Consider the following 26,968-nt stretch of genomic DNA (forward strand, 5'->3'; position numbering starts at 1 on the left):
TGCTCGGCTCCTGGACTAGCGCGGGTAGGGGGTGAAGTCGACGTCGAAGTCGATGGGGAAGCTGCGCGGCTTGGTCCCGGTGGCCCGCGCGTAGGCGTTGGCGATCGCCCCCACGGCGGCGGGCAGACCGAGCTCGCCGGCGCCGCCCGGCTCGGTGCCGGTCGCCGGGAGCACGAAGACGCGCAGGTCCTGCGGGGTGTCGCGCTGCTTCGCCCAGTGGAACTGGCCGTAACTGCCCTCCAGCGGGAGCCCCTTGTCCAGGTGCAGGCCGGACCTCAGCGTGGTGGAGATGGCGTCGGTCAGGCCGCCGATCATCTGGGCCTCCAGACCGCGCGGGTTGACGGGCAGGCCCACGTCCACGGCGATGACCGCCTTCGTGACGCGCACGTGCTCGGGGTCGCGGGTGTCGATCTCGACCAGGCAGGCGGTCCGGGACTTGTACTCCTCGTGGAAGGCGATGCCCTGGGCGCACCCGGCCGGCATCGCGCGGCCCCAGTCGCCTTCCGCGGCCACCTTGTCGAGTACGGCTCGCTGGGCTGCCGTCTTCAGGAAGGTCCGGCGGAACTGGTACGGGTCCCGGCCCGTCGCGGCGGCCAGCTCGTCGACCACGATCTCCTCGGCGCCGCGGGTGTTCGCCGAGTACACCGAACGCCACGAACCGGTGGGGACCCCGGTGGGGACCTCGGTCAGCGCCTGGGTGGTGAGCCCGAAGTTGTACGGGGACTTGATCGTGGTGAGGAACAGGGTCTGCGCGAGCGTGGCGTTGCCGATGCCGAGCGGGAGGCTCGCGGCGGTGGCGGTGATGATCTCGCCCAGGCCGTGCCGGAAGTCGGTCTCGGCGGCGGCGACCCGGTGTTCGAAGCTGAGCACCTCGCCCAGCAGGTGGGTCGCGCGGATCTTGTGGTGGGTGGCGGGGCGCATCCGGCCGTGCCGGGTGTCGTCGACCCGGGTCCACATGAGGCGGACGGGCCGGCGGCAGGCCTTGGAGATCCGGGCCGCTTCCAGGGCCGCGTCGAAGAAGAGCCGCCGGCCGAAGGAGCCGCCGGCCTGCACGACGTGGACGGTGACCTTGTCGAGCGGCAGCCCGAGGTCGGCGGCGATCGTCTCGCGGGCCACGATCGGCGACTTCAGCCCGGACCAGATCTCGGCGCGGTCCTCGCGGACGTCGGCTATCGCGGAGTTGGTCTCCATCGGTGCGTGGCTGACGAAGGCGAAGTCGAACTCGGCGTCCACGTGCGCGGTCAGCAGCGGCGGCACCAGCAACGGCAGCGTGGCGGCGCGCAGCTTCGTCCGTACGGCCGCGTCCGAGAGCTGGTCGGCCGGGCCGGGCCCCCAGGTGACCTGGAGGGCGGCCTTGGCGTCGAGGGCCTGGCCGAAGGTCTCGGCGACGACGGCGACCCCCGTGGCGACGGTGACCACGTGCAGGACCCCGGGCATGGCCCGTACCGCGGCGGCGTTGGCGACGGACCGGACGCTGCCGCCCAGGGTGGGCGGGCGCCGGACCACGCAGGGCTTCGCGCCGGGCACGTCCAGGTCGAGCGTGTAGCGCTGGGCCCCGGTGACCATGGCACGGGCGTCGATCCGGCTGGTGGGCCTGCCGACCAGGGTGTGCTTCGCCGGCTGCTTGGGGCCGGCGCCGAGGACGATCAGGGCGGGGTCCGCGGCGGCCGCGGCGAGGGATCCGTAGCCGGCGGTGCGGCCGTCGGGGGCGCGGACGGCGCCGTTCGCGGTGGTCAGGGCGGAAGCGGGAAGGCCCCAGCGCACGGCGGCGGCCGCGACCAGGCGGGCGCGGGCGGTGGCGGCGCACTGGCGCACCGGGCCGTAGAGGGAGCGGATGGAGTTGGAGGAGCCGGTGAGCTGGTTGAAGAGCAGCTCGGGGCGCGCGTCGTCCAGTTCGACGCGTACGCCGTCCAGTGGCGCGTCGAGTTCCTCGGCGACGAGCATCGCCACCGCGGTGGTGAGGCCCTGGCCGACCTCCTCGCGCGGGAGCCGGAAGCGGATGGTCCCGTCGGCCTCCACCACGAGCGCGAGCAGTGCCGAGGTCGGGGCGCCGGCCAGGATGAACAGGTCTCCGAGGTCCACCAGGTCCGCGATGGCCGGCAGGGTCGGGACTGCCGCGTGGGCCTGCTGCGGGGCGAGGAGGTCGGCGGCGGCGCGCGTGACGAGGGCGAGCGTCGGTGCGGCGACGAGCTGGGTCAGGAAGGACCGGCGGCTGCGCCCGCCGGTCGGCGCGGGACTCTGCCCGTCGGAAGGCGCATGGCTCTGCCCGCTCATGTACTCGTGTCCCCAACCCTTGCCCGCGGCCCGAACGAACGAACCTCCCCGGCTCGTTACCGACACGTAGAGTAGCCATCCCAGGATGGGGTGGGAAGTCCGGGGTCCCCGGGGACGGGGCGTCCCCTGAGCACGGGGTCCTCCGTTCGGGGGGCGCGGGTGCCGCCGTGTTGATCCGGGTCCCGTCCGGTCTCGCGCGAGTACGGCGGGTGACGCCCCTCGTACACCTCGGCCGTACGATCGATCGCCCCCGCCCGGAAGGCCGGTTTCCGGCCGCGGGCGGAGGATGGAAGGAGCACGGAACCGAGCTGATGGAGGAGGTGTGCGGCAGTGGCGAAGTACATGGACGTCCACTACGGCATGAAACACATCACGGCGGACCAGCTGATGGCCGCCCACAAGGCCGACCTGGAGATCGAGGCGGAGGAGCGGGTGCACTTCGAGCGCGCCTGGGCCGACCCCGCGTCCGGCACGGTCTACTGCCTCTCGGAGGCTCCCTCGGCGGAGGCGGTCCAGCGGATCCACACGCGCACCGGGCACCCCGCGAGCGAGATCCACCCGGTACCGATCTCCGTCTGACGGCCCAGTGGCCACAAGGGCCCGCACGGCTTCCGTGCGGGCCCTCCGGCACGGCTGACCGGATTCGTTCGCACACGCGGGGAGGGCCGGAAGGCCTCAGGCATATGCCTTAAGCAAGTCCGCCACAGATGTTGCCAAACGCCTTACAGGCCGTCGCCGCCTGTGCAACAGTCGTTACCGGCCCTTCCTTCAGAACCGGTCCCTCCTCAGACTTGGCCGTGCCGCGCCTGTATCGGAGTTCAGATGCCGTCCCACCTTTACGCGGACCGCCCCGCGCAGCCCCCAGAGCCAGGGTCGGTGGACGCGCTGATCTCGCAGACCCGACAACTGCGGGGAGAAGTCGACGCCGTCCGCCGTGACACCGTCGTCGACGACGACGACGCGCAGGGCCGCTGGCAGCGGGCACTGTGCGATCTCGCCGTCCATCACCTCGACGACCTCCGCGCACACCTCGGCCAGCTCAAAGAGGGTCTGCCGCCCACCGCCCCCGAGTCCGCCGCCCTGCCGCAGGCCGCCCCCGAGACGGGCGCCGAGGCACAGCAGACCCGGGTCGGCAGCGCCGAGTGGAACCTGCTGACCGACGAGGTCAGTTGGTCGGACGAGCTCTTCCAGATCTTCGGCCGCTCCCCCGAGGCCGGCGCGCTGCCCCTCGACGAACTGGGCTCGACCCTGTTCTCCGAGGACCAGCCCCTGCTGACGTCGATGGTGACGGCCTGCCTGGTGGACGGCAAGCCCATAGACGGCGAGTTCCGCATCGTCCGGGCCGACGGCCGGGTCCGGACGCTGCACATGAGGGGCGAGCCGGTACTCGACTCCGACGGTTGCACGGCCTCCATGTGGGCCGTGCTGCGGGACGTGAGTGAACTGCGCCGGAGCCAGCGGGCGGTGCGCGAGTCCCGTGACTCGCTGCAGCGCCGGCGGGAGATCGCGCAGACCGAGCGCCGGCTGGCGGTCGAGCTGCAGGAAGCCGTGCTCCCCCCGTGGCGCGGCTCACTGCGGTTCCCGCACGACAACACCAGGGCACTGGACGTCGCCGCGCACTACCTGCCCTCCGCGACCAGCGCCCTGATCGGCGGCGACTGGTACGACGCACTCGAACTCCCCGACGGGCAGTCCATGCTGACGGTGGGCGACCTCACCGGGCACGGGGTGACCGCGACCTCCGGCATGGCGATGATGCTCGGCGCCCTGCGCGGGATGGCCATGGCGGGCATCGAGCCGGGCCCCCTGATGGGCTGGCTGAACCAGCTGCTCGAGACCTCCGTACAGCCCGCGCTGGGATCCGCGGTGTGCTGCCGCTACGACCCTGCCCGCCGGGTGCTCTCCTGGGCACAGGCCGGCCACCCCGCACCCCTGCTGTTCCGGCGCGGCCAGGGCCGCTCGCTACTGCCGCCCGAGGGCGTACTGCTGGGGGCCACCTCCGGAGCCTCGTACGGCCAGGCCGAGGAGCGGCTGGAGGTGGGCGACGTACTCGTCCTGCACACCGACGGACTGACGCCGCGCAGCATCGAGTTCAGCAAGGCCGACGGAACCGAGCGACTGCTGGCCCTCGCACCGCACTTCTCCGCCGCCGGGTCCGCGCAGGAATGCGTGCGGATGGTGATCGGGGAGTTCGGCGAGGGCGAGCGCGAGGACGACGCCTGCGTACTGGTGGCCCGGATCGGCTCGTAGCCCGCGGATCGCGTCCAGCGGTCTCCGTACGGACACCGGGGATCGGGCGAACTCAGCAGCTCGGGCGACACAGCAAGCTCCGGCGAACGCAGGGGCTGAGGCGAACGCAAGGGCTCAGGGCCGCGCCAGAAGGCGCGGCCTTTCCCGTCCATCGCTCCGCCCGGTCCACCCGCTCCGTCCGTCAGGCATCGCCGGCCTCAGACCGTATGGACCACGGGGCTGTCGGGGAGGGCCAGTTTGATCTCCTCGCGGAGGTCCTCGATGCCGGCGAAGCCGGAGTACTGGCCCGTCAGGCGGTACATCTCGCGCAGCCGGTCCCATGTCCGGTGCGAGGAGGTCTCGTTCATCGAGACGAGCGCGAGGCGGGCGTAGCGGTCGGCCTGCTCCGGATCGTCGGCGATGAAGCAGGCCGAGGCCATCGAGATGTAGTCGAAGATCTTCGAGCGCTGGTGGCCGTCGGCCCGCAGCCGCAGGGCCTCCTTGGCGTGCTTCTGCGCGATCGGGGCCGCGGCCGGGTCGTGGTCGGCAAGGGTGCGGAAGGCCAGTGCCTGCATGCCGTGCAGGTCGGCCTCGTCGAAGTGCTGCATCCAGGACGGCGGCGGCACGTCGCCCGGGGCGGAGACGAACAGGTCCTCGGCCTCGCCCAGGGTGCGGCGCATCGCCTGCCCCTTGCCGAGCGCGGCCTGCGCCCAGGCCTCGATGGTGTGCAGCATGGCCCGGGTACGGGGCAGGGTCTGCTCGCCGGAGCCGGACTGCGCCAGCTTCATCAGGTCCAGGGCCTCGTTCGGCTTGCCCAGGTGGACCATCTGGCGGGCGGCGCGGGAGAGCGCCTCGCCCGCGCGCGGCCGGTCGCCGCCCTCGCGGGCCGCGTGCGCGGCGATGACGAAGTACTTCTGGGCCGTCGGCTCCAGGCCCACGTCGTGGGACATCCAGCCCGCCAGCACCGCGAGGTTGGCCGCCACCCCCCAGAGCCTGCGCTGGAGGTGGTCGGGGTGGTGGTAGGCGAGCATGCCGCCCACCTCGTTGAGCTGCCCGACCACGGCCTTGCGCTGGAGGCCGCCGCCTCTGGAGGCGTCCCAGGCGCGGAAGACCTCCACCGAACGCTCCAGCGCCTCGATCTCCTGGGAGCCGATGGGCGCGGCCTCGTAGCGGTCGTAGCCCGCCGCGTCGGTCTGGAAGGCGTCGCCGTGGCGCTGCGCGTCCTTGGCGCGGGCGGGGTCGGTGTGGAGCCAGTCGTGCATGGCGTTGCTGAGGGCTGAGCCGGCGGTGAGCGCGGCACCCGCGCTCATCAGACCGCGACGGTTGAGCATGAGGTCCATTCCCGTGAATTCGGTGAGGACCGCGGCAGTGCGTTCGGGCGCCCATGGCATCCCGTCGGGGTTCTCCTGCTCCCCGTCCGGCTGCCTCTTGGCGGTGCGCCGTTGTCGTACGAACCCGAGGTCCTCGATGGTCACGACACGACCGAGCCGCTCGGTGAACAGTGCTGCCAGTACCGTGGGCACCGGTTCGCGCGGGGTCTCCCCCATGTCGATCCAGCGCCGCACCCGCGAGGTGTCGGTGGCCAGCTGGTGGTGACCCATCGAGGCCGCCTGCCGGTTGACCATCCTCGCCAGTTCGCCTTTCGACCAGCCGGCCAGGCCGAACAGGTCGTTCAGACGGGTGTTTGGACCTTTGCTCACGTCAAGCCCCCAGGTTCTCGGCTGACTTGACAGTAGCCCCCCGTCAGATGCCGAGCGACTATTCGCCAGGGTTCGCCAGGGCACGCAATGTGGTCCGCCACCCACGCCGGGGTGTCAGGTAGGAATGCGCCTCCCCGACCCGGTCACCGGCGGAACTCCCCAGGGTGATGCACGGGATCCGGCGGGGCGGCGTACGCAACTCGTCGGCGCACGAAGGGATCCGTAACGCCATGTACGCAGCAACGACCTCCGTGTCAGCCCCGGTCCGGCCGCACCGCACGCTCCCCGCGGGCGGCGGCCCCTACCTCGAACCCGGCCGCTCCGCGGCAGCGGCGCAGGGCGCCGTACGGGCGCGGCGGATGCCGGGTACCGGATCGCAGCCGCTCAGCGGGAGAATCGACCTTTCGGGCCCCCAGGGGGCGCAGTTGCGCACCGCGCTCGCCTCGGTCCAGCGGATCTGTCCGGAGTTCGCGCCGGTTCAGGTGCTGCGCCGCAGCGGCCGGTCGGTCCTGCTGGTGGGGACCACCGGAAGGATGACTGCGGTGGCGAAGGTTTTACTGGATCACTCGCCCGAGTGGCGCGAGCGGTACCGGCACGAAATAGCGACGTACCGGACGTTCGTCCGGCACCGCCCGCAGGTCCGGGTGCCGCGGCTGATCGCCGCCGATCCGGAGAACTGCGTACTGATCGTCGAGCGGATGGCCGGCCGGGTCGCCGCGCTCCAGCGGCATCCGGTGGAGGCCCCGCCGCGGGCCGACCTGCGGGCGGCGCTGGGGGCGGTGCGTCAGGTGAACGGCTGGCAGCCCGCCGAGGAGCTGTTCGGACGGCCGCTGGACTACGACCGGCGGATCGCCCGGGACTACCAGCTCGGCCTGCTCACCGACCGGGACTTCGGTGATCTGCAGAAGCTGCTGCACGGGGTGAAACTGTCGGGCAACCCCTGGCAGTTCAACCACGGGGACGCACTCCTGTCGAACCTGCTGCTGTCCCCGGCGGGCCCGGTGCTCCTCGACTGGGAGCACGCCGGCTGGTACCGGCCGGGCTACGACCTGGCCACCCTGTGGACGGTACTGGGCGACGCCCCGGCCGCCCGTGGTCAGATCAGCCGCATGGCGCAGGCTGCCGGACCGGCCGCGCGGGACGCGTTCCTCGTCAACCTGATGCTGGTACTGACCCGGGAGATCCGGATGTCCGAGACGGCCGTGCAGCGCTCGATGCTGGCGACCGCCCCGGCCCAGTCGGTGCCCGCGGGCGCCGTGTCCTCGGGCGAGGAGCAGCGGCTGCTGCTGCGCCGCCTGCACGACGACGCGGGCATGGCCCGCAGGGCGGTCCGCGCGGCGGTGGGCACGCGCTGAACCCTGCCGGACCTGGAGTCCCGTGGCCGCCGGCCACGGGACTCCGGCGCGTCCGGCCCCGGGGGCCGCTACTCCGTGGCCGGGCCGCCGGGCCCGAGGCCCCGACCCGGACATCCCGACCGGACATCCCGGACGCGAGAAATCCCGTGGTGCGCACACCCGATGTGCGCACCACGGGATTTCTCGCGTCCGGGCCGAATGCCGGCGGCCGTTCCGCGGCCGGTGTGACCGACGCGAATGCCTTGACTTCACATGATCCCCCGAAGACCTTTTCTGACTCAGCATCAGAATGCTGGAGCCGTCCCCCTCATTCCTCTCTTCGCTGGAGCCTGCCCATGACCGCGAGACCCGTCTCCGCAGCGAGTGCCGAACCGAGCTCCGCCCTCCCCTCCCGCCGGACGGTCCTCGCCGGGACCGGTGCCGGGGTGCTCGCCGCCACCGTGCTGCCCTCGTCCGCGGCGCGCGCCGCGGACGGGCCCCCGCTCGGCGAGTACGACGTCGTCGTGGTCGGCTCCGGGGCATCCGGAATGACCGCCGCGCTCACCGCCGCCAAGCGGGGCCTGAGCGTGCTCGTGGTCGAGAAGGCCTCGACGTTCGGAGGCTCGGCCGCCCGCTCCGGCGCCGGGATCTGGCTGCCGAACAACTCGGTGATCCTGGCCGCGGGCGTCCCGGACACCCCGGCGAAGGCGGCGGCGTACCTGTCGGCCGTCGTCGGCGGCGGCTCGTCGGCGGACCGGCAGGCGGCCTTCCTCGCCAACGGCCCCCGGATGCTGGACTTCGTGATGGCCAACAGCCCGCTGCGCTTCCGCTTCATGGACGGCTACAGCGACTACTACCCGAACCTCCCCGGCGGGCTCCCGAACGGCCGCTCCATCGAGCCGGACCAGATCGACGGCCACATCCTCGGCGCCGAACTGGCCCACCTGAACCCGGCGTACATGCCCGTGCCGGCCGGCATGGTGGTGTTCAGCCAGGACTACAAATGGCTCAACCTCGCCGCCGTGAGCGCCAAGGGCCTCGCGGTGTCCACCGAATGCCTGGCCCGCGGCACGGCGGCCGCGCTGTGCGGGCAGAAACCGCTGACCATGGGCCAGGCCCTGGCGACCGGCCTGCGCGCCGGGCTGCTGCAGGCCGGGGTGCCGGTGTGGCTGAACAGCCCGCTCGTGGACCTGGTGCAGGAGAGCGGCGCGGTCACCGGTGTCGTGGTCGAGAAGGAGGGCGTACGGGGCGTCGTACGGGCCCGCAAGGGCGTCGTCATCGGCTCGGGCGGTTTCGAGCACAACGCGGAGATGCGGGCGCAGTTCCAGCAGCAGCCGATCGGCACCCAGTGGTCGGTCGGTGCGAAGGAGAACACGGGCGACGGGATCCGGGCGGGCCAGCGGGCGGGTGCCGCACTGGCGTTGATGGACGACGCCTGGTGGGGTCCCTCGATCCCGCTCCCGAACGAACCGTACTTCTGCCTGGCCGAACGGACCCTGCCCGGCGGCCTGATGGTCAACGGCAAGGGAGCCCGTTTCGTCAACGAGGCCGCTCCGTACAGTGATGTGGTGCACGTGATGTACGAGAAGGACCGGGGCGCGACCGGGTCCCACATCCCGGCCTGGCTGATCGTCGATCAGAACTACCGCAGCAAGTACCTGTTCAAGGACATCCTGCCGACGATCGTCTTCCCCGACTCGTGGTACGAGGTGGGTGCGGCGAAGAAGGCGTGGACCTGGGACGCGCTGGCCAATCAGATCGGGGTGCCGGCGGCCTCCCTGCGCTCCACCCTCAACCGGTTCAACGCCCAGGCGTGGAGCGGCAACGACTCCGACTACCACCGGGGCGACACGGCGTACGACCACTACTACACGGACCCGGGCGTCACGCCGAACTCCTGCCTGGCTCCGATCTGGGCGCCGCCGTTCTACGCCTTCAAGATCGTGCCGGGTGACCTGGGCACGAAGGGCGGCATCGTCACGGACGCGCGGGCCCGCGCCCTGCGGGCGGACGGATCGGTGATCCGGGGCCTGTGGGCGGCGGGCAACGCGAGTGCGGCCGTGATGGGGCACAGCTACGCGGGCGCCGGGTCCACGATCGGGCCCGCGATGACGTTCGGCTACGTGGCCGCCAACGACATCGCGGACGCGTGATCCCGGCGGGCCCCTCGGGCCCGGCCGGCCGCGGCCGCGAGGGCCACTAGCCCTGCCGCGCCACTAGCTCTGCTGGAAGAGCTCGGCCGGGAGCGGCTTCAGCAGCGCGTAGAGGTCGTCGGTGATCGGGCGGTCCCAGCTCGCGATGGTGACCAGCACGTTGTCGCTGCGGTCGAACTGCACGCAGCTGATCCGGCTCTCGGAGAGCTTGATCTTCCGGACGATGAGGAGGTTGTCGCCCTGCATGACGGGGCAGTCCTCGGCGCCGGTGACCTCGACGTCCTCGTCGTTCTCGAGGGCGTCGAGGAGCTGGGCCACCTCGAAGGGGACCTGGCCCTCGGCGAGGTCGCGGGCCGGGGAACCCTCGGGGAGGTTTCCGATGATCATCGCGGGGCCGCGTCCGCCGAACAGGTCGTAGCGGAGGAAGACACCCTGGCAGCTGCCGTCGGGCGCGGGCAGCAGCCCGGCCCCGAGATTGCCCGGCCAGTCCCCCGGGTCCATGGCCAGGACATCGAAGTCCGGGCCGTCGGGTGTGGCGGCGCGGTGGCGGCGGAGGAAGGACATGCCGCAATGGTACGTGCCCGGCCGCCCTTCCCGGCCCTCCACCCCCAGGCTCCCCCGGGGCTCGCGGTCCGGGCCGAAGACGACGGCCCGCACGTGCGGTCCGACGCCGACAAAATCCAGCCCTGCCGGCGATTGAGGCGGCCCTTCGGCCCCGTCAGCGGCGACGGGCCAGGGAGTCCACCGCGTCCCGGAGCCCCGCCCGGTCCGTGCCCAGCTTGCGGTAGACCTGGGACTGCTCCTCCTCGGAGACGTCCGCGTCCCCGGAGAGGAGCCGCTCCGCCACGTCCCAGTCCTCCTGGTCCAGCGCGTCCTCCCAGGTGATCGCGCACGGCACGGGTCCGCCCAGTGCCAGCAGCGCCGCCGTGGCGGTGGTGGCGAGGCCGTCCGCCCCGCACTGCCGGGCCGCGACCACGGCCCGCAGGAGTGCGTCCGCGTCGCCCGTCTCCTCCCCCAGCGCGGCCAGCGCGAGCGCGAGCTCGTACCCCGCCGGGGATGCCGACAGCAGCTGGACCGACTCCTGGAGCAGGGCCGCTCGCCCGGATCCCGGTTCAGCCACCTCCGCCGCCACCCGCAGGGCTTGGCCGATGCCCGACGGGGCCCCGAACGCGCGGGCCCTGCGTACCGCGTCGGCGGCCAGCTCCCGCGCCCGTTCCGGGTCGTCGCCGGCCAGGGCGCGCGCCAGGTGGAGCCGCCACGGGCACCAGGACGGGTTCTGGATTCCGCGCGGGGAGAGCCTGCGGTCCACGGCCTCCAGTTCGGCCGCCGCGGCCTTCGCCTGGCCGCGGGCCAGCAGGAGTTCCGCGTAGACCGTCTGGGAGTCGGGGAAGACGACCGCCGCCGGGAAGGGCTCGCCGTACTCGTGTTCCCGGACCAGCTCCCAGGCCTCGTCCACCCGGCCCCGCGCCACCAGCGTGGCGACCAGGATCGCGATGGCGTACCAGTGCACGGGCGTACGCCGCCCGACGCGCTCCGCGATGCGCAGCCCGGCCAGCGCCAGCTCCTCGGCCTCCACCAGGCGCCCGCGCCGGTAGAGGATGTAGGCGCGCAGGCTGTAGGCGAAGGACAGGTGGGCCCCGCGCCAGCCCTGCCGCTCGAACTCGGCCGTCCCGGCCAGGAACAGTTCCTCGGCCCGGCCCGGCCGGTCCGCGTACATGTGCACCATCGCGACGAGCACCGGGACCTCGAAGCCCCGGTCCTCGTACGCCCAGCTGAACCCGGTCTCCAGGACCCGGCCGGCGTGGTGGAGGACCACGTCGACCGGCTCCCCGCGCAGACACGCGTCCCAGGCGCGCAGCCCGATGACGTACCGCTCGGTCAGGTCCCGGCCGGTCAGCCGGTCCGCGAGTTTCGTGAGGCGCCGCGAGCGCGCCGGGGAGTCGGTCTCGGCGGCGTTGAAGGCGTCCCACATGAACTGTTCGGACTGCAGGCGCAGCCGGGCGCGTACGTCCTGGGTGTGCGGGATCTCCCGCGCGAGGCAGTCCGAGGCCTCGGCGAGGCGGTCGCTGTGCGAGAGCACCTGGGCCAGCCGGATCACGATGCCCTGGCGCAGGGTCGGGTCCTCGAAGGGCTCCGCGAGGGCGGCGCGCAGGTGGTTGACGGTGTTGGCGGGCTCGGTGAGCAGGGAGGCGCAGCCCAGTTCGTACAGGACGGCCGCGCGCTCGTCGAAGTCCGGGGGTTCCCGCAGGGCCCGCGCGAGCTGGCGCCGGGCGGCTTCGGGGGCTCCGGCCCGCAGGTTCTCGCCGGCGGCTTCGCGCAGGGTGCGGACCACCCAGGGGTCGTTCTCGGGGTGGGTCTCCAGCAGGTGCCGGGCGGCGGTGGACGGGCCCAGTCCGGCGTCGACGACGGCCGCGGCGGCCTTGCCGTGCAGGGCGACCCGCAGGGCGTCGGGGATGCCGCGGTAGATGGCGGTGGCGATGAGCGGGTGGACGAACTCCAGCCCGTCCTCGTCCGATTCGCCGGCTCCGGCCCAGGTCCCCGCGGGCTCCGCGGCTTCGGCGGCGGCCGACAGGATGCGGGCGTCGCGCAGCCGCCGGGTGGCGTCGACGGCCTCCTCCGTGCCGAGACCGGCGATCCGTGCCGCGAGCTCGCCGGGGATGTCGGTGCCGAGTACGGCGCAGGCCCAGGCGTAGCGGACGGTGGAGGGGCCGAGGCTGTGCAGGCGGGCGACGAGGCCGCTGCCGCGCTGGGCGGCGACGAGGTCGCGCAGCAGCGGGGCGCTGGCTTCGACGGGGGCGAGGCCCTTGTCCCGCACCTTCGCGGTGAGCTCGACGGCTTCGAAGGGGTTGCCGGTGGTGACGGTCCAGGCCTCGCGGCAGAAGGCGTCGTCGGCGTGGTCGCCGACGGCCTCGCGCACCAGGGTGGAGACGGCCTCGGCGGTGAGCGGCGCGAGCGTCAGCGGGCGGTGGCCCGCGCGGCCGGGCAGCGTACGGAAGGCCTCGGCGTGGGCGGGCAGTTCGTCGGGGCGGTAGGCGACGACGAGGAGCAGCGGGAGGTGTTCGGCGCGCGGGGCGAAGGCGGCGAGCCAGGAGAGGGATTCGGGGTCGGCCCAGTGGGCGTCGTCGAGGACCAGGGCGACGGGGGCGCGCTGGACGACGAGGTGGGTGAGGACCCAGTCGAGTCCGTCGCGCAGGCCCTGGGGGTCGGGCGGCGCGCCCTGTTCGGGGGCGCACAGGCCGAGGGCGGGGCCGACGATGGAGTACCAGCTGCCGAGGGCGGAGCGCAGTTCCTCGTCGGTGGTGCCGGCCAGCTGGGGCTGGATGAGCTGGCGGGCGACGTGGAAGGGCTGGCTCTGCTCCTGTTCGCCGCCGCGGGCGGCCAGGACGGTGCAGGCCCTGGCGTGGGCGCGGCGGCGGACTTCGGCGAGGAGCGTGGTCTTGCCGAGCCCGGCGGGTCCGGAGAGTGCCAGCAGGGCTCCGCCGGCTTCGGCCCCCGGATCCATGAGCTGGTCCAGGGCCTCGTCGACTACCGCGAGCTCGGTGTCGCGTTCGAACATCGTGCGCCGATTGCGGGTCCGGCGTTCCGTCATGGCTGGTACCCCCCAGGCCTGTTCGGGGGTTCAGCGTACGCCCGCGCACCCGTGCGGGGAGCCCCGTGCGGAAAATCCAACTGATCTTCTTTTCGGGGGCTCCGTGCGGGGGCCTGCGGCGTGGTGCCGGGGCCCTCCGCGGCGGTTCACTCCGCCGCGGAGCGGGCGGCGAGCGCCTCCAGGACGGCCACGGCCTCGTCCGCCCGGTCGGCGTCGACGAAGAGGTGGTCGTGGTGGTAGCCGGCGATGACGTTGCAACTCAGGCCGTGCGCGCCCAGCTCGGTGGCGAAGGCCGCGGTGAGGCCGACGGCGTCGAGGGCGGAGTGCACGCGCAGGGTGATCCAGCCGGCGGTGTAGTCGTACGGGAGGCCGGCCCCGTCGGCGTCCTCCTGGCTCAGGACCAGGGTGAGTCCCTCGGGTTCCAGGACGGAGGCGACCGGGGTGAGCCCGGCCAGGGCCTGCGGGTCGGTGTCTCCGGGGACGGTGCAGAACACGTACAGCCCGTCGTTCAGCTCGGGTCGCATTCCGCTCAGCAGTTTCCGCAGGTCGCTCTCTCCACTCATACCGCCACCTTACCTATCATCCCGATATGACCGAATCGGCGGCACCGCCCGCGGTGGACGGGGGCGCCGAGCGGCACGCCTCCTGGCTGGAACTGTTCTTCGACCTGACGGCGGTGGCGGGCGTCGCCCAGCTCGCCCATCTGCTGCACGAGGGCCCGGGCGCCGCCGAGCTCGCGCTGTACACGCTGACGTTCCTGGCGTTCTGGACCGGCTGGATGCTGTTCACCGTGTACGGGAACGTCTCCGGGGACGAGGCCCGCACCTGGACGGTGCTGGCGGGGATGTTCGGCCTCGCGGTGATGGCGGCCTCGGTGCACGGCGTGCGGGAGGACCGGGCAGGGGCCTTCGCGCTCGCCTACATCCTGGTGCGGTCGCTGGCCGGCAAGGCGTGGGGACGGCGCGGGGAGTACGTGGCCGATCTGCCGATCAGCCAGATGGGGCTGGGGCTGACGCCGTGGATCGTGTCGATGTGGTTCGACGGGACGGCGCGGTACTGGCTGTGGGCGCTGGGCCTGGCCATCGACCTGGTGGTCATGTTCACGGTGTCCGGCAGCCGGCTGACGGCCGCCGTGGACACGCGGTACGCGCGGGCCGCGGCGCGGGCCTCGGCGGCGCGGTCCCTGCCCCGTCACGGGCCGGAGCCGAAGCCGCGTGCCGCCCGGACGGACGCGCCGCACCTCGGTGAGCGCCTGGGCCTGTTCGTGCTCATCGTGCTGGGCGAGGGCATCGCGCAGGCGGTGGCCGCGGCCTCGCAGGTGCCGTGGGACCGGGCGCTGTACGCGGCCGGTACGGGCTCCTTCATGCTGCTGGTCCTGCTGTGGTCGCTGTCCCTGCGGCGGGGTTCGGACGGGGTGCCGCTGCTGGCGCCGGGAGCCCTGCCGGTACGTCTGACCCTGTCCCTGCACTGTTTCACCGCTGGCTCGGTGGCGGCGCTGGCGGCCGGGCTCGGCCACTGCTTGGCCCACGCCGGCGAACCGGTCCCGGATCCGGTGCGCTGGCTGCTGTGCGGGAGCCTGGCGGTGTACCTGCTGATCGCGGGGGTGGCGGTGGCCGCCTCGGGCCGGGGGCCGGGCCCGGCCCTGCTGTCGGCCGGCCCGCCGCTGGTCCTCGTACTCGGCGCGGGCGGTTGGGCGGGCGGGCGGACCCCCGCCCAACTGGTGTGGCTGCTGGCCCTGGCGGCCTGGTGGCCGCTCCTGACGGAGTACCGGCGCCGGTCGGCGGCGCCGGCCCGGCCACCCCTTCCCTGAACGGAGGGGGCCGCCGGGCCGGATCGCGTGGTGCCGGTCACGTCAGGTCGAACTCCCCGCCCCGCGCGTTCAGCACGAACTTGCGCCACTCGTCCGGCGCGAAGATCAGCGAGGGGCTTTCGGGGCGGTCGCCGTTGCGCATGGCGATGAACCCCTCCACGAAGGCGATCTGGACGTCACCCGCCCCCCGGCTGCTCGACTGCCAGTCGGCCTCGGTCAGATCGAGGTCCGGCTTTCCCCAGCCGACCGGCGCCTGCGAAGTCATGCTCTCTGCCACGTGCGTGCTCCTCCCGGTACTACCGGTACGTCGTCCCGGGGCAAGGTTAGCCATCGCACGCCGTGCCGCACAGACCACGGTGGGTCACTCGCGGCCTGTGCGGCACCCCACCGGAACGCCGGTTCCGTTCCCGTGCGTTCAGGAGGACGGCGGCTGCGCTCCCACCAGCCACATCGCGAAGAACTGCGCCCCTCCGCCGTACGCGTGCCCCATCGCCCGCCGCGCGTCGGGGACTTGGTGCTCACCGGCCTGACCGCGCACCTGGAGCGCCGCCTCCGCGAAGCGGATCATCCCGGAGGCGCCGATCGGGTTGGTGGACAGCACGCCGCCCGACGGGTTGACCGGGAGGTCCCCGTCCAGCTCCGTGACCCCGGCCTCGGTGAGCTTCCAGCCCTCGCCCTCCCCTGCGAAGCCGAGGTTCTCCAGCCACATCGGCTCGTACCAGGAGAACGGCACGTACATCTCCACCGCGTCGATCTCCCGGCGCGGATCGGTGATCCCCGCCTGCCGGTAGACGTCGGCGGCGCAGTCCTTGCCCGCCTGCGGGGACACGAAGTCCTTGCCCGCGAAGAGGGTCGGCTCGCTGCGCATCGCCCCGCCGTGCACCCAGGCCGGCGGTTTCGGCGAACGGGCGGCGCCCGCCCGGTCGGTGAGGATCATCGCGCAGGCGCCGTCGGAGGACGGGCAGGTCTCGGAGTACCGGATCGGGTCCCAGAGCATCGGCGAGGCCTGGACCTTCTCCAGGGTGATGTCGTGCTCGTGCAGGTGCGCGTACGGGTTCTTCAGCGCGTTGCGGCGGTCCTTGTACGCGACGAGGGAGCCCACCGTGTCGGGGGCGCCGGTCCGCCGCATGTACGCGCGCACGTGCGGGGCGAAGAACCCGCCGGCCCCGGCCAGCAGCGGCTGCTGGAAGGGGACGGGCAGCGAGAGCCCCCACATGGCGTTGGACTCGGACTGCTTCTCGAAGGCCAGGGTCAGTACGGTGCGGTGCACGCGGGCGGCGACCAGGTTGGAGGCGACCAGCGCCGTGGACCCGCCCACCGAACCGGCCGTGTGCACGCGGAGCATGGGCTTGCCGACGGCTCCGAGGGCGTCCGCCAGGTAGAGCTCCGGCATCATCACGCCCTCGAAGAAGTCGGGGGCCTTGCCGATGACGACCGCGTCGATGTCCGCCCAGGTCAGCTCGGCGTCCGCGAGCGCCCGCGCCGCGGCCTCCCGGACCAGTCCGGCGATGGAGACATCGTGGCGGGCGGCGACGTGCTTGGTCTGGCCGATGCCGACGACGGCCACCGGCTCCTTGCCCGACGTGCTCATGCTCGGTCCCCTTCCAGGACGGCGACCAGGTTCTGCTGGAGGCAGGGGCCGGAGGTGGCGTGCGCGACGGCCCGGTCGGACTCGCCGCGGTGGATGCGGGCGGCCGCCTCGCCGATCCGGATCAGCCCGGCGGCCATGATCGGATTGGCGGCCAGTGCTCCGCCCGACGGGTTGACGGACACGTCCTCGCCGAGTCCGAGGGCCTTGCGGAGCACGACCTCCTGGGAGGAGAAGGCGGCGTGCAGTTCGGCCGTGTCCACCGGCCCCTCGAACACGCCCGCGTGCTCCGCGGCGATCCGCGTGGACGGGGAGTCGGTGAGGTCGCGCAGCCCGAGGCTGTGGGCCTCGATGCGGTGGTCGATGCCGGTGATCCAGGCGGGCCGCTCGCAGAGCCGCCGGGCCACGTCCCCGGCGGCCAGGACGACGGCGGCGGCCCCGTCGCCGATGGGCGGGCAGTCCCCGGTGCGCAGCGGGGCGACCTGGTATTCGCCCTGCGGGACGACGCCGCTGAGCTGGGCGTGCGGGTTGGCGCTCGCGGCGGCCCGGCTGCGGGCGCCGATGGCGGCGAGCCGGGCTTCGTCGGTCTCCCCGGCGTCGATGAGGGCCTGTGCCTGGAGGGCGGCGAGGGCCACCGAGTCGGGCCAGAGCGGAGCCAGGTAGTACGGGTCGAGCTGGCGCGTCAGGACGTCCCGTACGGATCCCGGGGAGGACTTGCCGTAGGAATACACGAGCGCCGTGTCGGCCTCGCCGGTCTGGATCTTGACCCAGGCCTCGTACAGGGCCCAGGCGCCGTCCATCTCCACGTGCGACTCGGAGATGGGCGGCCAGGCGCCGACCCCGTCGAGGGTCATGGTGAAGGAGAAGGCCCGGCCGGCGAGGTAGTCGCTGGACCCGGAGCAGGTGAAGCCGATCTCGCCCGCCTTCAGGCCGGTGGCGGCCAGCACCTGGTGCAGGACCGGCATGACCATCTCGACTTCGCTGAGCTCGTCTGTGCGGCGCAGGTGGTCGCTCTGCGCGAAGGCGACCACCGCGACCTCGCGGGCGTATCGGGCCATCAGATGAGCTCCTTGTACACGTCGTAGTCCGCGTCCGGCTCTCCGGTGGGGCGGTAGTGGTCGGGGTAGCGGCCGCCCTCGGTCCAGACGGGCTCGACGCGCAGGCCCATGCGGACCTGGTCGTACGGGATGCCGCCGATCCGGCCGTGGAGGGCGAGCCCGGCGCCGTCGAGGGCGATGTGGGCGTAGACGTAGGGGACTTCGATGTCGAGGTTCCTGGCCTTGATGTTGACGATGCAGTACGTGGTCACCGTGCCCGCCGGCCCGACCTCGACCCGGTCGGTGGTGGCGACCCCGCAGGTGGGGCAGGCGCCGCGCGGGGGCACGTACACCTTGTGGCAGGAGGGGCAGCGCTCGCCGATCGTCTTCCGCTCGGAGAGCCCCGCGATGTACGCGGTCTGCGCGCGGCCGGGGCTGTACGAGTAGTCCAGGCGGGCCTGGGCGACGATGCCGGTGACGGCGTCGGCGAACTCCCCGGTGTGCGGGGCCGCTTGCGCGGCTGAGGCGGTGTCCTGGGAGTCGGCGGGCTCGAAGCAGGCGATGTCGGTGATGGCTCCGGTCCGCTCCGCGGCCCAGCGCACGCGGACCCGCATCCCGGTGGCGACCGCCCCGGGCCCGGGGGCGTCGAGGGCGTGCAGGATCGCGGTGTCGGCGCCGTCGAGGCGGACCAGGACCCAGGCGAAGGGGGTGGCCAGGGGCTGGTTGGGGCGCGGGGAACCGTTCCAGGCCCAGGTGGTGACGGTCCCGGTGGTGCCCACCTCGACCAGCTCGCGGATCTCCTCGGCGGTGACGGGGTCGTACTCGACGGGCGGCACCATCACCTTGCCGTCGGCGGTCGTGACCCCGAGGACGACGCCTTCGCGCAGCCCGGTGAGGAAGGCGCTCTGCACGGGCCCGAGGGACCGGGTGAAGGGGAACTCGACGACGAGGGGCGCCCGGAGGATCTCGGGTGGGGACGGGGCTGTCATGGGTGGTCTCCGATGTGTTGGTTCCGAGGACGGTCGACGGTCGGGCGCGGGGGATGTCCCGGCCCCGCGCATTCAGCCCCTCCGGTGTTTGAGGAGCGGGAGGTCCGGGGCTGGCCCCGGCAACGGCGCCGCACCCGAACCACGGACCGGCGCCTTGGCCACGGGGCGCGGGGCGCGGGCCCGGCCACGGGCACGGCTACTCCCGCCGGTACACCGCGGGTCGCTTCTCCGCGAAGGCCCGGGCCCCTTCCTTGGCGTCGGCCGTATCGAAGACCGGCCACCCCCGCAGGAGTTCGGAGGCCAGCCCCTCCGTCTCGGTCAGCTCGGCGGTCTCGTAGACGGACGCCTTCACCGCCTCCACCGCCAGCGGCCCGCACGCGTTGATCCGCTCGGCGATCTCCAGGGCGGTCTCCAACGCCGTGCCGTCCGGCACCACCCGCCCGATGAGCCCGATCCGCGCCGCCTCCTCGGCCGCGTACGGCCGTCCGGTCAGCAGCATCTCCAGTGCGTGCGTCCGCGGGATCTGCCGCGGCAGCCGTACGGTCGAGCCACCGATCGGGAAGAGTCCGCGCTTGACCTCGAACAGGCCGAAGGTCGCGCCCTCCCCCGCCACACGGATGTCCGTGCCCTGGAGGATCTCCGTCCCGCCGGCCACGCAGTACCCCTCGACCGCCGCGATGACGGGCTTGCGCGGCCGGTGGTGGCGCAGCATGGCCTTCCAGTGCAGGTCCGGGTCGGCCTTGAGCCGGTCCCGGTACTGGTCGCCCGCCATGCCCTTGCCTGCCAGTGCCTTCAGGTCCATTCCGGCGCAGAAGTCCCCGCCGGCGCCCGTGAGCACCACCGAGCGGATCGTGTCGTCCGCGTCCGCCTCCAGCCAGCCGTCGTACAGCCCCACCAACAGCGGCAGCGAGAGCGCGTTCTTCGCCTCGGGCCTGTTCATGGTGAGCACCAGCGTGGCGCCGTGGCGTTCCACGGTCAGGTGTTCGGTCCCACCCATTGCCGTCCTCCCGTCTCAAGACCTAGAACAGGTTGCAGGAGGGGCGGGTGCAGTTCAATAGTTTTCTGACACCCAGTCAGATTTATTGGACGGCGCCCTTCCCTGTTGGGGTTGGCGACGCTCTAATGACCGCCGAGCAGACCAGCCATGGGATTTTCTGGGTCAGGAGGACCGGTGGAGTACAACATTGCCGACCTGTTCGAGTCGGTCGTGGACGTGGTCCCGGACCGCGAGGCCCTCGTGTACGTGGACCACCCCGGGACCGGCGCCGAGCGCCGCCTCACGTACGCGGAGCTGGACGCGGCGGCGAACCGCATCGCGCACCACCTGCTGGACAGCGGCCTCAAGGCCGGCGAGCACCTGGGCCTGCACCTCTACAACGGGATCGAGTACCTGCAGACCGTCCTGGCCTGCCTCAAGGCCCGCCTGGTACCGGTGAACGTGAACTACCGGTACGTGGAGGAAGAGCTGGTCTACCTCTACAACGACGCCGACCTGGCCGCGCTCGTCTTCGAGGGCGAGTTCACCGAACGGGTCGCGGCCGCGCTGCCCCAGACCACGAAGCTGCGCCACCTGATCCGCGTCGGGCCGGCCCCCGAGGGGGCTCCGGAGCCCTCGATCGCGCCCGTCGCGTACGCCGACGCCGAGGCGGCCGGCTCGCCCGGCCGGGGCTTCCCGCCCCGCTCCCCCGACGACCTGTTCATCATCTACACGGGCGGCACGACCGGCATGCCCAAGGGCGTCATGTGGCGCGCCGAGGACCTCTTCTTCGCCGGTCTCTTCGGCGGCGAACCCTCCGGCGAGCCGGTGAAACGGCCCGAGGAACTGGCCGAGCGGGTCGCGTCGAAGGGCGCCGGGCTCACCTTCTTCCCCGCACCGCCCCTGATGCACGGCACCTCCACACTGACCTCCTTCATCGCCTTCAACTACGGGCAGCGGGTGGTCATCCACCGCAAGTACGCGCCCGAGGAGGTGCTGCGCACGATCGAGAAGGAGAAGGTCTCCAGCGTCTCGCTGGTCGGCGACGCCATGCTGCGGCCGCTGATCGACGCGCTGAACGGGCCCCTGAAGGGCGCGGACCTCTCCTCGCTGTTCAGCGTCTCCTCGTCCGGCGCGATCATGTCGGAGACCGTGCGCGCCGAGTTCCAGCGGCTCGTGCCGAACGTGATGCTCCTGAACAACTTCGGCTCTTCGGAGTCCGGCTCCAACGGCCGCGCCACGAACGACTCCAGCCCGGAGAAGGGCTTCCGCCTGGAGGTCAACGAGCGTACGCAGGTGGTCGACCCGGTGACCCACGAGCCGGTGCCGGTCGGCGAACCGGGACGGCTCGCGCAGCGCGGGTACGTACCGCTGGGCTACTACAACGACCCCGTCAAGACCGCCGAGACCTTCTTCCAGAAGGGCTCGGAGCGGTGGGTGCTGCTCGGCGACATGGCGACCGTGGACGAGCAGGGCATCGTGACGGTCCTCGGCCGCGGCTCGCAGTGCATCAACACGGGCGGCGAGAAGGTGTACCCGGAGGAGGTCGAGGAGGCCCTGAAGTCCCACCCGGACGTCTACGACGCCCTGGTGGCCGGGGTCGCCGACCCGACCTGGGGCAGCCACGTCGCCGCGGTGGTCCAGATCAGGGAGGGCGCGCCGGAGCCGACGCTGGAGGAGATCCAGTCCCACTGCCGCACCAAGCTGGCGGGCTACAAGATCCCGCGCCAGCTGGTCCTCGCCCCCGCCATCCAGCGCTCCCCCAGCGGCAAGGCGGACTACCGATGGGCGAAGTCGGTGGCCACGGACGCCGACGCGGCCGGCGCGGCCTCCGCGAACTGACCGCGCGCACGCGTACGCGCACGCCTGCGGGCCGGGACCTTTGCGGGTCCCGGTCCGCTCGTGCGTGCGCACTGCCGGGCGGGCGGGCGGGAGCCGACGGTCGGACACAGGTCTCCGGTCTCCGGTCCTCAGACGCCGGTCCTCAGACGCCGGTCCTCAGACGCCGGTTCTTCAGGCACCGCTCGACGCGGGGCGCGAACCACGTCCCGTCGTCCAGCCACGGGAGGTGCGCCCCACCCGGCTGGACGTCGGCGACGCCACGCGCGAAGAGCTCCGCGAGCCTGGCGGCGAGGGCCGGGGACGGGTTGGAGTCCAGCTCGCCCGCCAGCACCAGCACCTCGCCGGTGAACCGGCTCAGGGCCTCGCGGGTGGCGGGCGGGTCGTAGGCGCCGGGGCCGGCGAAGGCGGCGGACGCCCGGGCGTTCTTCTGGACCGGGCCGAGCGCCGCGCGGGCGCGCGCCGCCTCGTCCCAGCGGCCGTAGGCGAGCGGCATCGACGCCGCCCAGTCGGCCTCGTCGGGGGCGCCTAGGGGCAGTCGTATGTGGTGAAGGTAAAGGTGCTGGTGGGGGGTGTGGAGATCGACATGGGGGCAATCCCAGCAGACGATCACTCGTTCGAGTAATTGATTTGGCCGCCACGGTCCGGCAATCTACCGAATGATCGGTCGGTTGACTCGAAATGGGGTGGGCGGCATGGACAGCACGGGCGCCAGCGGTGACATCAGCGGCATCGGCGACATGCGTACGGCGTACGCGAAGGGCCACGGTGGCGCCGCGGACGAGGGTGAGCGGCTGAGTCGGGACGAGCTGGCGGCGCTCCAGCTGGAACGGCTGCGCGCGACCTTGCTGCGGGCGTACGACCGGGTGCCCTTCTACCGGCAGGCCTTCGACAAGGCGGGGGTGCGTCCCGACGACTGCCGCTCCCTCTCCGACCTCTCCCTCTTCCCCTTCACCACGAAGACCGATCTGCGCGACCAGTACCCGTTCGGGATGTTCGCCGTCCCGCGGTCCGAGGTGCGCCGCGTCCACGCGTCCAGCGGGACCACGGGCCGGCCGACCGTCGTCGGTTACACGGACGGGGACCTGTCCACCTGGGCGGACGTCGTCGCCCGCTCCATCCGCGCGGCGGGCGGCAGACCTGGCCAGATCGTCCACATCGCGTACGGGTACGGCCTGTTCACCGGCGGCCTGGGCGCGCACTACGGCGCGGAGCGCCTGGGCTGTACGGTCGTCCCCGCCTCGGGCGGGATGACGGACCGCCAGGTGCGGCTGATCCAGGACTTCCGGCCGGAGGTCATCATGGTCACCCCCTCCTACATGCTGACCCTGCTGGACGAGATGGAGCGCCAGGGCATCGACCCCCGCGCCACCTCGCTCCGTACCGGCATCTTCGGCGCCGAGCCGTGGACCGAGGAGATGCGCCGCGAGATCGAGGAACGCCTGGACATCGACGCGGTGGACATCTACGGACTGTCGGAGGTGATGGGCCCGGGCGTCGCACAGGAGTTCGCGGAGACCAAGGACGGTCTGCACATCTGGGAGGACCACTTCTACCCGGAGGTGGTGGACCCGCTGACGGGCGCCGTGCTGCCGGAGGGGGAGGCCGGCGAGCTGGTGTTCACCTCGCTCACCAAGGAGGCGATGCCCGTCATCCGCTACCGCACCCGGGACCTGACCCGGCTGCTGCCCGGCAGTGTCCGGCCGGCCTTCCGCCGCATGGAGAAGATCACGGGCCGCAGCGACGACATGATCATCCTGCGTGGGGTGAACCTCTATCCCACGCAGATCGAGGAGGTCCTCCTGCGGACGCCGGCCCTGGCTCCCCACTTCCAGCTCCGCCTGACCCGGGAGGGCCGGCTGGACGCCCTGACGGTACGGGTGGAGGCGCGCCGGGAGAGCGACGCCGGTCAGCGGGAGGCGGCGGCCGCCTCGGTGGTGCGGGCCGTCAAGGAGGGCATAGGCGTGTCGGTCGCGGTGGAGGTGGTGGACCCGGAGACCCTGGAGCGGTCGGTCGGCAAGATCAAGCGAATGGTCGACCTCCGCGAGCCCTGAGCCGCGGCCCCGGCCCCGCACCCGGCGGACCTGTCGGCCACGTCGGCGGATCCACCCCTTCGGGCCCACTTCGGGGGGCCTACCGGGAGCCGGCGGGCCCCTCCGGGTAGGGAGAGGGGTGTGACCTCGATCTTCCGGCGGCTCCGCGACCGGCTCCAGGCCTCCCCGGCCGGGCTGGCGTGGAGCCGTGGCCGGGAGATGGAGCTGATGCACCGGGCGATGGGCTTCGCCGCCCTCGGCTTCCTCACCCTGGTACCGCTGCTGGTCGTCGTCGCGGCCGCCGCCCCGGGCAGCGGCTCCGGCTTCGGCCGCTGGCTCGGCCAGGCGCTCGGGGTGACGGAGTTCTCCCGGGAACGGGTGGAGATGCTGTTCGGCGCCGCGGACCTCGCGCTGGAGCAGACCACCGCCTTCGGTCTCGCCGCCCTCGCCGTCTTCGGCCTGACCTTCGGCTCCGCCGTGCAGACCGGGTACGAGAAGGTCTGGGACCTCCCGACGGCCCGCTGGCACACCATGTGGCTGCACGTCGTCTGGCTCGCCCTGCTGGTCTGTTACCTCGGCCTCCTCGTCGCCATCCCCTCCCCCTCGGACGACGCGATCGGCACGGTCCTGGGCACCACGGGTGACCTCATCGGCACCTGCCTGTTCTTCTGGACCTCCCAGCGGATCCTCCTGGGCAGCCGGGTCCGCTGGCGCGCCCTGCTCCCGGGCGCGGCCGCCACCAGCTTGGGCCTCCTCGGCCTGCGGATCTTCTCCCAGCTGGTGTTCTCCCCGCTGATCGCCTCCAACGCCGTGACCTACGGCCCCTTCGGCACCCTCCTGGTCGTGCAGTCCTGGCTCGTCGGCGTCGGCTTCGTGGTCTACGGCGGCGCCCTGGTGGGCCGCCTGGTCCACGAACACCTCGTCCGGCGACGCCTGCACGCCCCCGGGTTCCCGTCCGCGTAGACCGAGCGGGTGAAACGGTCCTCAGGCTCTTGGTGCGATCGCTTCGAGGCCGTCGACGGTCCCGGACATGACGGTCCGGATGTGTGCGGTGAGGTGCTCCACGGGCCAGTCCCACCAGGCGAGATCGAGCAGCCGGGCGACGTCCCCGGCGTCGTACCGCGTGCGGATGACGCCGGCCGGGTTGCCGCCGACGATCGCGTAGTCGGGGACGTCGTCCACGACCACGGAGCCGGAGGCGATGACCGCACCGTGCCCGATGCGCACCCCGGGCATGACCATGGTGCCGTACCCGAACCAGACGTCGTTGCCGACGACGGTGTCCCCCCGGCCCGGAAGGCCGGTGAGGAGGTCTACGTGCTCGGCCCAGGATCCGCCCATGATCGGAAAGGGGAACGTGGAAGGGCCGTCCATCCGGTGGTTGGCTCCGTTCATGATGAACCGGACCCCGGTGCCCAGCGCGCAGAACTTCCCGATGACGAGTCTCTCCGGCCCGTAGTGGTAGAGCACGTTGCGGGTCTCGAACCCGGTCGGATCCTCGGGGTCGTCGTAGTACGAATACTCACCGACCTCGATCAGCGGCGAGGTCACCAGCGGCTTGAGCAGCACCACGCGTGGCTGACCGGGAATCGGGTGGAGGACCGTCGGGTCCGCGGGCAGGCGCTCCATGACAGCAACTTCCGGTCGGCGACGGCGCCGTCCGCCGGCGGGGGAACCGTCATCGTGCCGGTGCGGCGGCGGCTCACACCGTACATCGCGGCATTCGCACGTTCTGGTCAGGCGCTCGCTCCCGCAGGTCCGGCCGGGTCCGAGAAGCGGTCGCGCAGGGTGCGCTTGAGGATCTTGCCGCTCGCGTTGCGGGGGAGGGCGTCCACGAGGAGGATCCGCTTCGGGGCCTTGAAGTGGGCGAGCTTCTCGCGGGCGTAGGCCAAGAGCTCCGCCTCCGTCACTCCGTCGCGCGGGACCACCACCGCCGTGACCGCCTCGATCCACCGTTCGTCCGGCAGTCCGATCACCGCCGCCTCGGCCACCCCGGGGTGGGTGTAGAGCACGTCCTCGACCTGCCGGGAGGCAACCAGTACGCCGCCCGAGTTGATGACGTCCTTCACCCGGTCCACGACCGTGAAGTACCCCTGCGGGTCCCGGACCGCCAGGTCCCCCGAGCGGAACCAGCCGTCGCGGAAGGCCTTCTTCGTCGCCTCGGCGTCGTTCCAGTAGCCCAGGCAGAGCTGCGGGGACCGGTAGACCACCTCGCCGGCCGTGCCGTCCGGCACCTGCGCCCCGTCCTCGTCGACGACCCGCGCCTCCACGTGGCGTACCGGCCGCCCGCAGGAGTCCATCCGCCCCTCGTGCTGCTCCGGCCGCAGGACCGTGGCGAGCGGGCCGATCTCGCTCTGCCCGAAGCAGTTGTAGAGGCCGAGCCCCGGAAGCCGGTCGCGCAGCCGCTCCAGGACGGGCACCGGCATGATCGAGGCCCCGTAGTACGCCTTGCGCAGCGCGGACAGGTCACGGACGGCGAAGTCGGGGTGGTTGGCGAGCCCGATCCACACCGTCGGCGGTGCGAACAGACTGTCCGCCTCACCCGCCTCCACCAGGTCGAAGATCCCGGCGGCCGCCGGGGCGTCCACGACCGTGTTCCGCGCGCCCACCGCCAGGTAGGGCAGCAGGAACACGTGCATCTGCGCCGAGTGGTAGAGCGGCAGGGAGTGGACCGGCAGGTCCTCCTCCACCAGGTCGAGGGCCGCGATGGCGCTCTCGTACTCGTGGCAGAGCGCCTCGTGCGTCATCATCGCGCCCTTCGGCAGGGCGGTCGTACCGGAGGTGTACAGCAGTTGCACCAGCCGGGACGGCTCCCCGGAGCGCGCGAAGGCCGTGGGCCCGGCGGACTCCCCCGGTCCGGCGAGTTCGGTGAGTTCGGTGAGTTCCGCGAGTTCGGCGAGGAAGGAGCCGGGCGCGTCGCGCAGCGGCCGTACGGAGTGCCCCGCGGGGATCCGCCCCTCGAGTTCGGGGTCCGCGAGGACGAGCGAGCTCCCGGAGTTCTCCAAGATGTACGCGAGGTCCTCGCCGGTGAGGTTCTGGTTGACCGGGACGTGCGTGAGCCCGCCCCGCGCGCAGGCGAGGAAGGCGAGCAGGTAGGCGTCGGAGTTGTGCCCGAAGGTCGCGACCCGGTCCCCCTCGGCCAGCCCGTACCGCTCGCGCAGCACGGCCGCGCCCGAGGAGACGGCAGCGTCGAGTTCCGCGTAGGTCCACGTCCTTGTCCGGTAGCGGAGGGCCAGCCGGTCCGGGACGCGGCGCGCGCTGTCGTGGACCAGTCCGTCGACCGTGTTCTTCCGCACTGGCGTCATACCGGGATCCTCGTCTCCTCGTACGCGCAAGGTCAATGACCGGAACGCCGCGGGTGGCGGGCCGGCGCCCCCAGGGATACCGAACGGCATGTTGACATGGCGTCAGGTGGCC

Annotated in this window: 21 protein-coding genes; 8 read left to right on the plus strand and 13 right to left on the minus strand. The window is 72.6% G+C overall.

Annotation, left to right across the window (positions count from 1 at the left end; translation table 11 throughout):
- Positions 1 to 15 precede the first annotated feature (15 nt).
- Entirely contained in the window at positions 16 to 2,274 is a 2,259-nt protein-coding gene (locus OG389_RS03825; RefSeq protein WP_328297026.1) for a xanthine dehydrogenase family protein molybdopterin-binding subunit, read from the minus strand.
- Between the two features lie 330 nt (positions 2,275 to 2,604).
- Between OG389_RS03825 and OG389_RS03830 the strand changes: the two genes are divergently transcribed.
- Entirely contained in the window at positions 2,605 to 2,853 is a 249-nt protein-coding gene (locus OG389_RS03830; protein ID WP_328297027.1) for an SCO4226 family nickel-binding protein, read from the plus strand.
- 243 nt (positions 2,854 to 3,096) lie between these two features.
- Positions 3,097 to 4,524 carry a PP2C family protein-serine/threonine phosphatase gene (locus OG389_RS03835; protein WP_328297028.1) on the plus strand — a complete coding sequence of 476 codons (1,428 nt, stop codon included), beginning with the start codon at positions 3,097 to 3,099 and terminating at the stop codon, positions 4,522 to 4,524.
- Between the two features lie 197 nt (positions 4,525 to 4,721).
- Here the strand turns inward: OG389_RS03835 and OG389_RS03840 are convergent, their stop codons facing one another.
- A complete protein-coding gene (locus OG389_RS03840; protein ID WP_328297029.1) occupies positions 4,722 to 6,203 on the minus strand; it encodes a DNA-binding protein NsdB in 1,482 nt (493 codons plus the stop codon).
- A gap of 230 nt (positions 6,204 to 6,433) precedes the next feature.
- On the opposite strand from OG389_RS03840, the gene OG389_RS03845 reads away from it, so the two are divergent.
- Both OG389_RS03845 and kstD read left to right on the plus strand, forming a co-directional pair.
- Complete coding sequence (locus OG389_RS03845; RefSeq protein ID WP_328297030.1) at positions 6,434 to 7,558, plus strand: aminoglycoside phosphotransferase family protein; 1,125 nt, start codon at positions 6,434 to 6,436, stop codon at positions 7,556 to 7,558.
- Positions 7,559 to 7,893: 335 nt separating this feature from the next.
- Positions 7,894 to 9,690: a 3-oxosteroid 1-dehydrogenase gene (gene kstD / locus OG389_RS03850; protein WP_328297031.1), complete on the plus strand. Its 1,797-nt coding sequence runs from the start codon at positions 7,894 to 7,896 to the stop codon at positions 9,688 to 9,690.
- Between the two features lie 63 nt (positions 9,691 to 9,753).
- Here kstD and OG389_RS03855 read toward each other — a convergent pair whose 3' ends face one another.
- The 3 genes from OG389_RS03855 to OG389_RS03865 form a co-directional block, all read right to left on the minus strand.
- Positions 9,754 to 10,254 carry a hypothetical protein gene (locus OG389_RS03855; RefSeq protein WP_328297032.1) on the minus strand — a complete coding sequence of 167 codons (501 nt, stop codon included), beginning with the start codon at positions 10,252 to 10,254 and terminating at the stop codon, positions 9,754 to 9,756.
- A gap of 154 nt (positions 10,255 to 10,408) precedes the next feature.
- Positions 10,409 to 13,279, minus strand: a complete 2,871-nt coding sequence (locus tag OG389_RS03860) for an ATP-binding protein (RefSeq protein WP_328297033.1) — start codon at positions 13,277 to 13,279, stop codon at positions 10,409 to 10,411.
- A 146-nt stretch (positions 13,280 to 13,425) separates the two neighbouring features.
- Positions 13,426 to 13,842, minus strand: coding sequence for an ACT domain-containing protein (locus OG389_RS03865; RefSeq protein WP_328297034.1), 417 nt, complete (start codon positions 13,840 to 13,842; stop codon positions 13,426 to 13,428).
- Positions 13,843 to 13,868: 26 nt separating this feature from the next.
- On the opposite strand from OG389_RS03865, the gene OG389_RS03870 reads away from it, so the two are divergent.
- Positions 13,869 to 15,089, plus strand: a complete 1,221-nt coding sequence (locus tag OG389_RS03870) for a low temperature requirement protein A (protein WP_328297035.1) — start codon at positions 13,869 to 13,871, stop codon at positions 15,087 to 15,089.
- A gap of 37 nt (positions 15,090 to 15,126) precedes the next feature.
- Here the strand turns inward: OG389_RS03870 and OG389_RS03875 are convergent, their stop codons facing one another.
- The 5 genes from OG389_RS03875 to OG389_RS03895 form a co-directional block, all read right to left on the minus strand.
- Positions 15,127 to 15,354: a DUF397 domain-containing protein gene (locus OG389_RS03875; protein WP_443059412.1), complete on the minus strand. Its 228-nt coding sequence runs from the start codon at positions 15,352 to 15,354 to the stop codon at positions 15,127 to 15,129.
- Between the two features lie 150 nt (positions 15,355 to 15,504).
- Complete coding sequence (locus tag OG389_RS03880) at positions 15,505 to 16,680, minus strand: thiolase domain-containing protein (RefSeq protein WP_328297037.1); 1,176 nt, start codon at positions 16,678 to 16,680, stop codon at positions 15,505 to 15,507.
- Positions 16,677 to 17,735, minus strand: a complete 1,059-nt coding sequence (locus OG389_RS03885; protein WP_328297038.1) for a thiolase domain-containing protein — start codon at positions 17,733 to 17,735, stop codon at positions 16,677 to 16,679. The genes OG389_RS03880 and OG389_RS03885 overlap by 4 nt, the downstream gene beginning before the upstream one ends.
- Positions 17,735 to 18,703 (minus strand): OB-fold nucleic acid binding domain-containing protein, encoded by a 969-nt coding sequence (locus OG389_RS03890; RefSeq protein WP_328297039.1) that lies wholly within the window; start codon positions 18,701 to 18,703, stop codon positions 17,735 to 17,737. Before OG389_RS03890 ends, OG389_RS03885 begins: the two co-directional genes overlap by 1 nt.
- Before the next feature lie 196 nt (positions 18,704 to 18,899).
- Positions 18,900 to 19,700, minus strand: coding sequence for a crotonase/enoyl-CoA hydratase family protein (locus OG389_RS03895; protein WP_328297040.1), 801 nt, complete (start codon positions 19,698 to 19,700; stop codon positions 18,900 to 18,902).
- Between the two features lie 174 nt (positions 19,701 to 19,874).
- Between OG389_RS03895 and OG389_RS03900 the strand changes: the two genes are divergently transcribed.
- Positions 19,875 to 21,521 carry an acyl-CoA synthetase gene (locus OG389_RS03900; protein ID WP_328297041.1) on the plus strand — a complete coding sequence of 549 codons (1,647 nt, stop codon included), beginning with the start codon at positions 19,875 to 19,877 and terminating at the stop codon, positions 21,519 to 21,521.
- A gap of 142 nt (positions 21,522 to 21,663) precedes the next feature.
- On the opposite strand, the gene OG389_RS03905 is transcribed toward OG389_RS03900, so the two are convergent.
- Positions 21,664 to 22,014 carry an alpha/beta fold hydrolase gene (locus OG389_RS03905; RefSeq protein WP_328297042.1) on the minus strand — a complete coding sequence of 117 codons (351 nt, stop codon included), beginning with the start codon at positions 22,012 to 22,014 and terminating at the stop codon, positions 21,664 to 21,666.
- Positions 22,015 to 22,258: 244 nt separating this feature from the next.
- Here OG389_RS03905 and paaK point away from each other — a divergent pair, with 244 nt between their 5' ends.
- Positions 22,259 to 23,572, plus strand: a complete 1,314-nt coding sequence (gene paaK / locus OG389_RS03910) for a phenylacetate--CoA ligase PaaK (protein ID WP_328303497.1) — start codon at positions 22,259 to 22,261, stop codon at positions 23,570 to 23,572.
- Positions 23,573 to 23,692: 120 nt separating this feature from the next.
- The gene (locus tag OG389_RS03915; protein WP_443059205.1) at positions 23,693 to 24,514 is read left to right on the plus strand and encodes a YhjD/YihY/BrkB family envelope integrity protein; all 822 of its coding nucleotides are present in this window, start codon (positions 23,693 to 23,695) and stop codon (positions 24,512 to 24,514) included.
- Positions 24,515 to 24,535: 21 nt separating this feature from the next.
- Here OG389_RS03915 and OG389_RS03920 read toward each other — a convergent pair whose 3' ends face one another.
- On the minus strand, positions 24,536 to 25,180 hold the full coding sequence (locus OG389_RS03920; protein WP_328297043.1) for a CatB-related O-acetyltransferase: 645 nt from the start codon (positions 25,178 to 25,180) through the stop codon (positions 24,536 to 24,538).
- A gap of 107 nt (positions 25,181 to 25,287) precedes the next feature.
- Positions 25,288 to 26,856 (minus strand): fatty acyl-CoA synthetase, encoded by a 1,569-nt coding sequence (locus tag OG389_RS03925; RefSeq protein WP_328297044.1) that lies wholly within the window; start codon positions 26,854 to 26,856, stop codon positions 25,288 to 25,290.
- Positions 26,857 to 26,968: the final 112 nt, after the last annotated feature.

Origin of the sequence: Streptomyces sp. NBC_00435 (assembly GCF_036014235.1) — a bacterium.
Classification (GTDB): domain Bacteria; phylum Actinomycetota; class Actinomycetes; order Streptomycetales; family Streptomycetaceae; genus Streptomyces.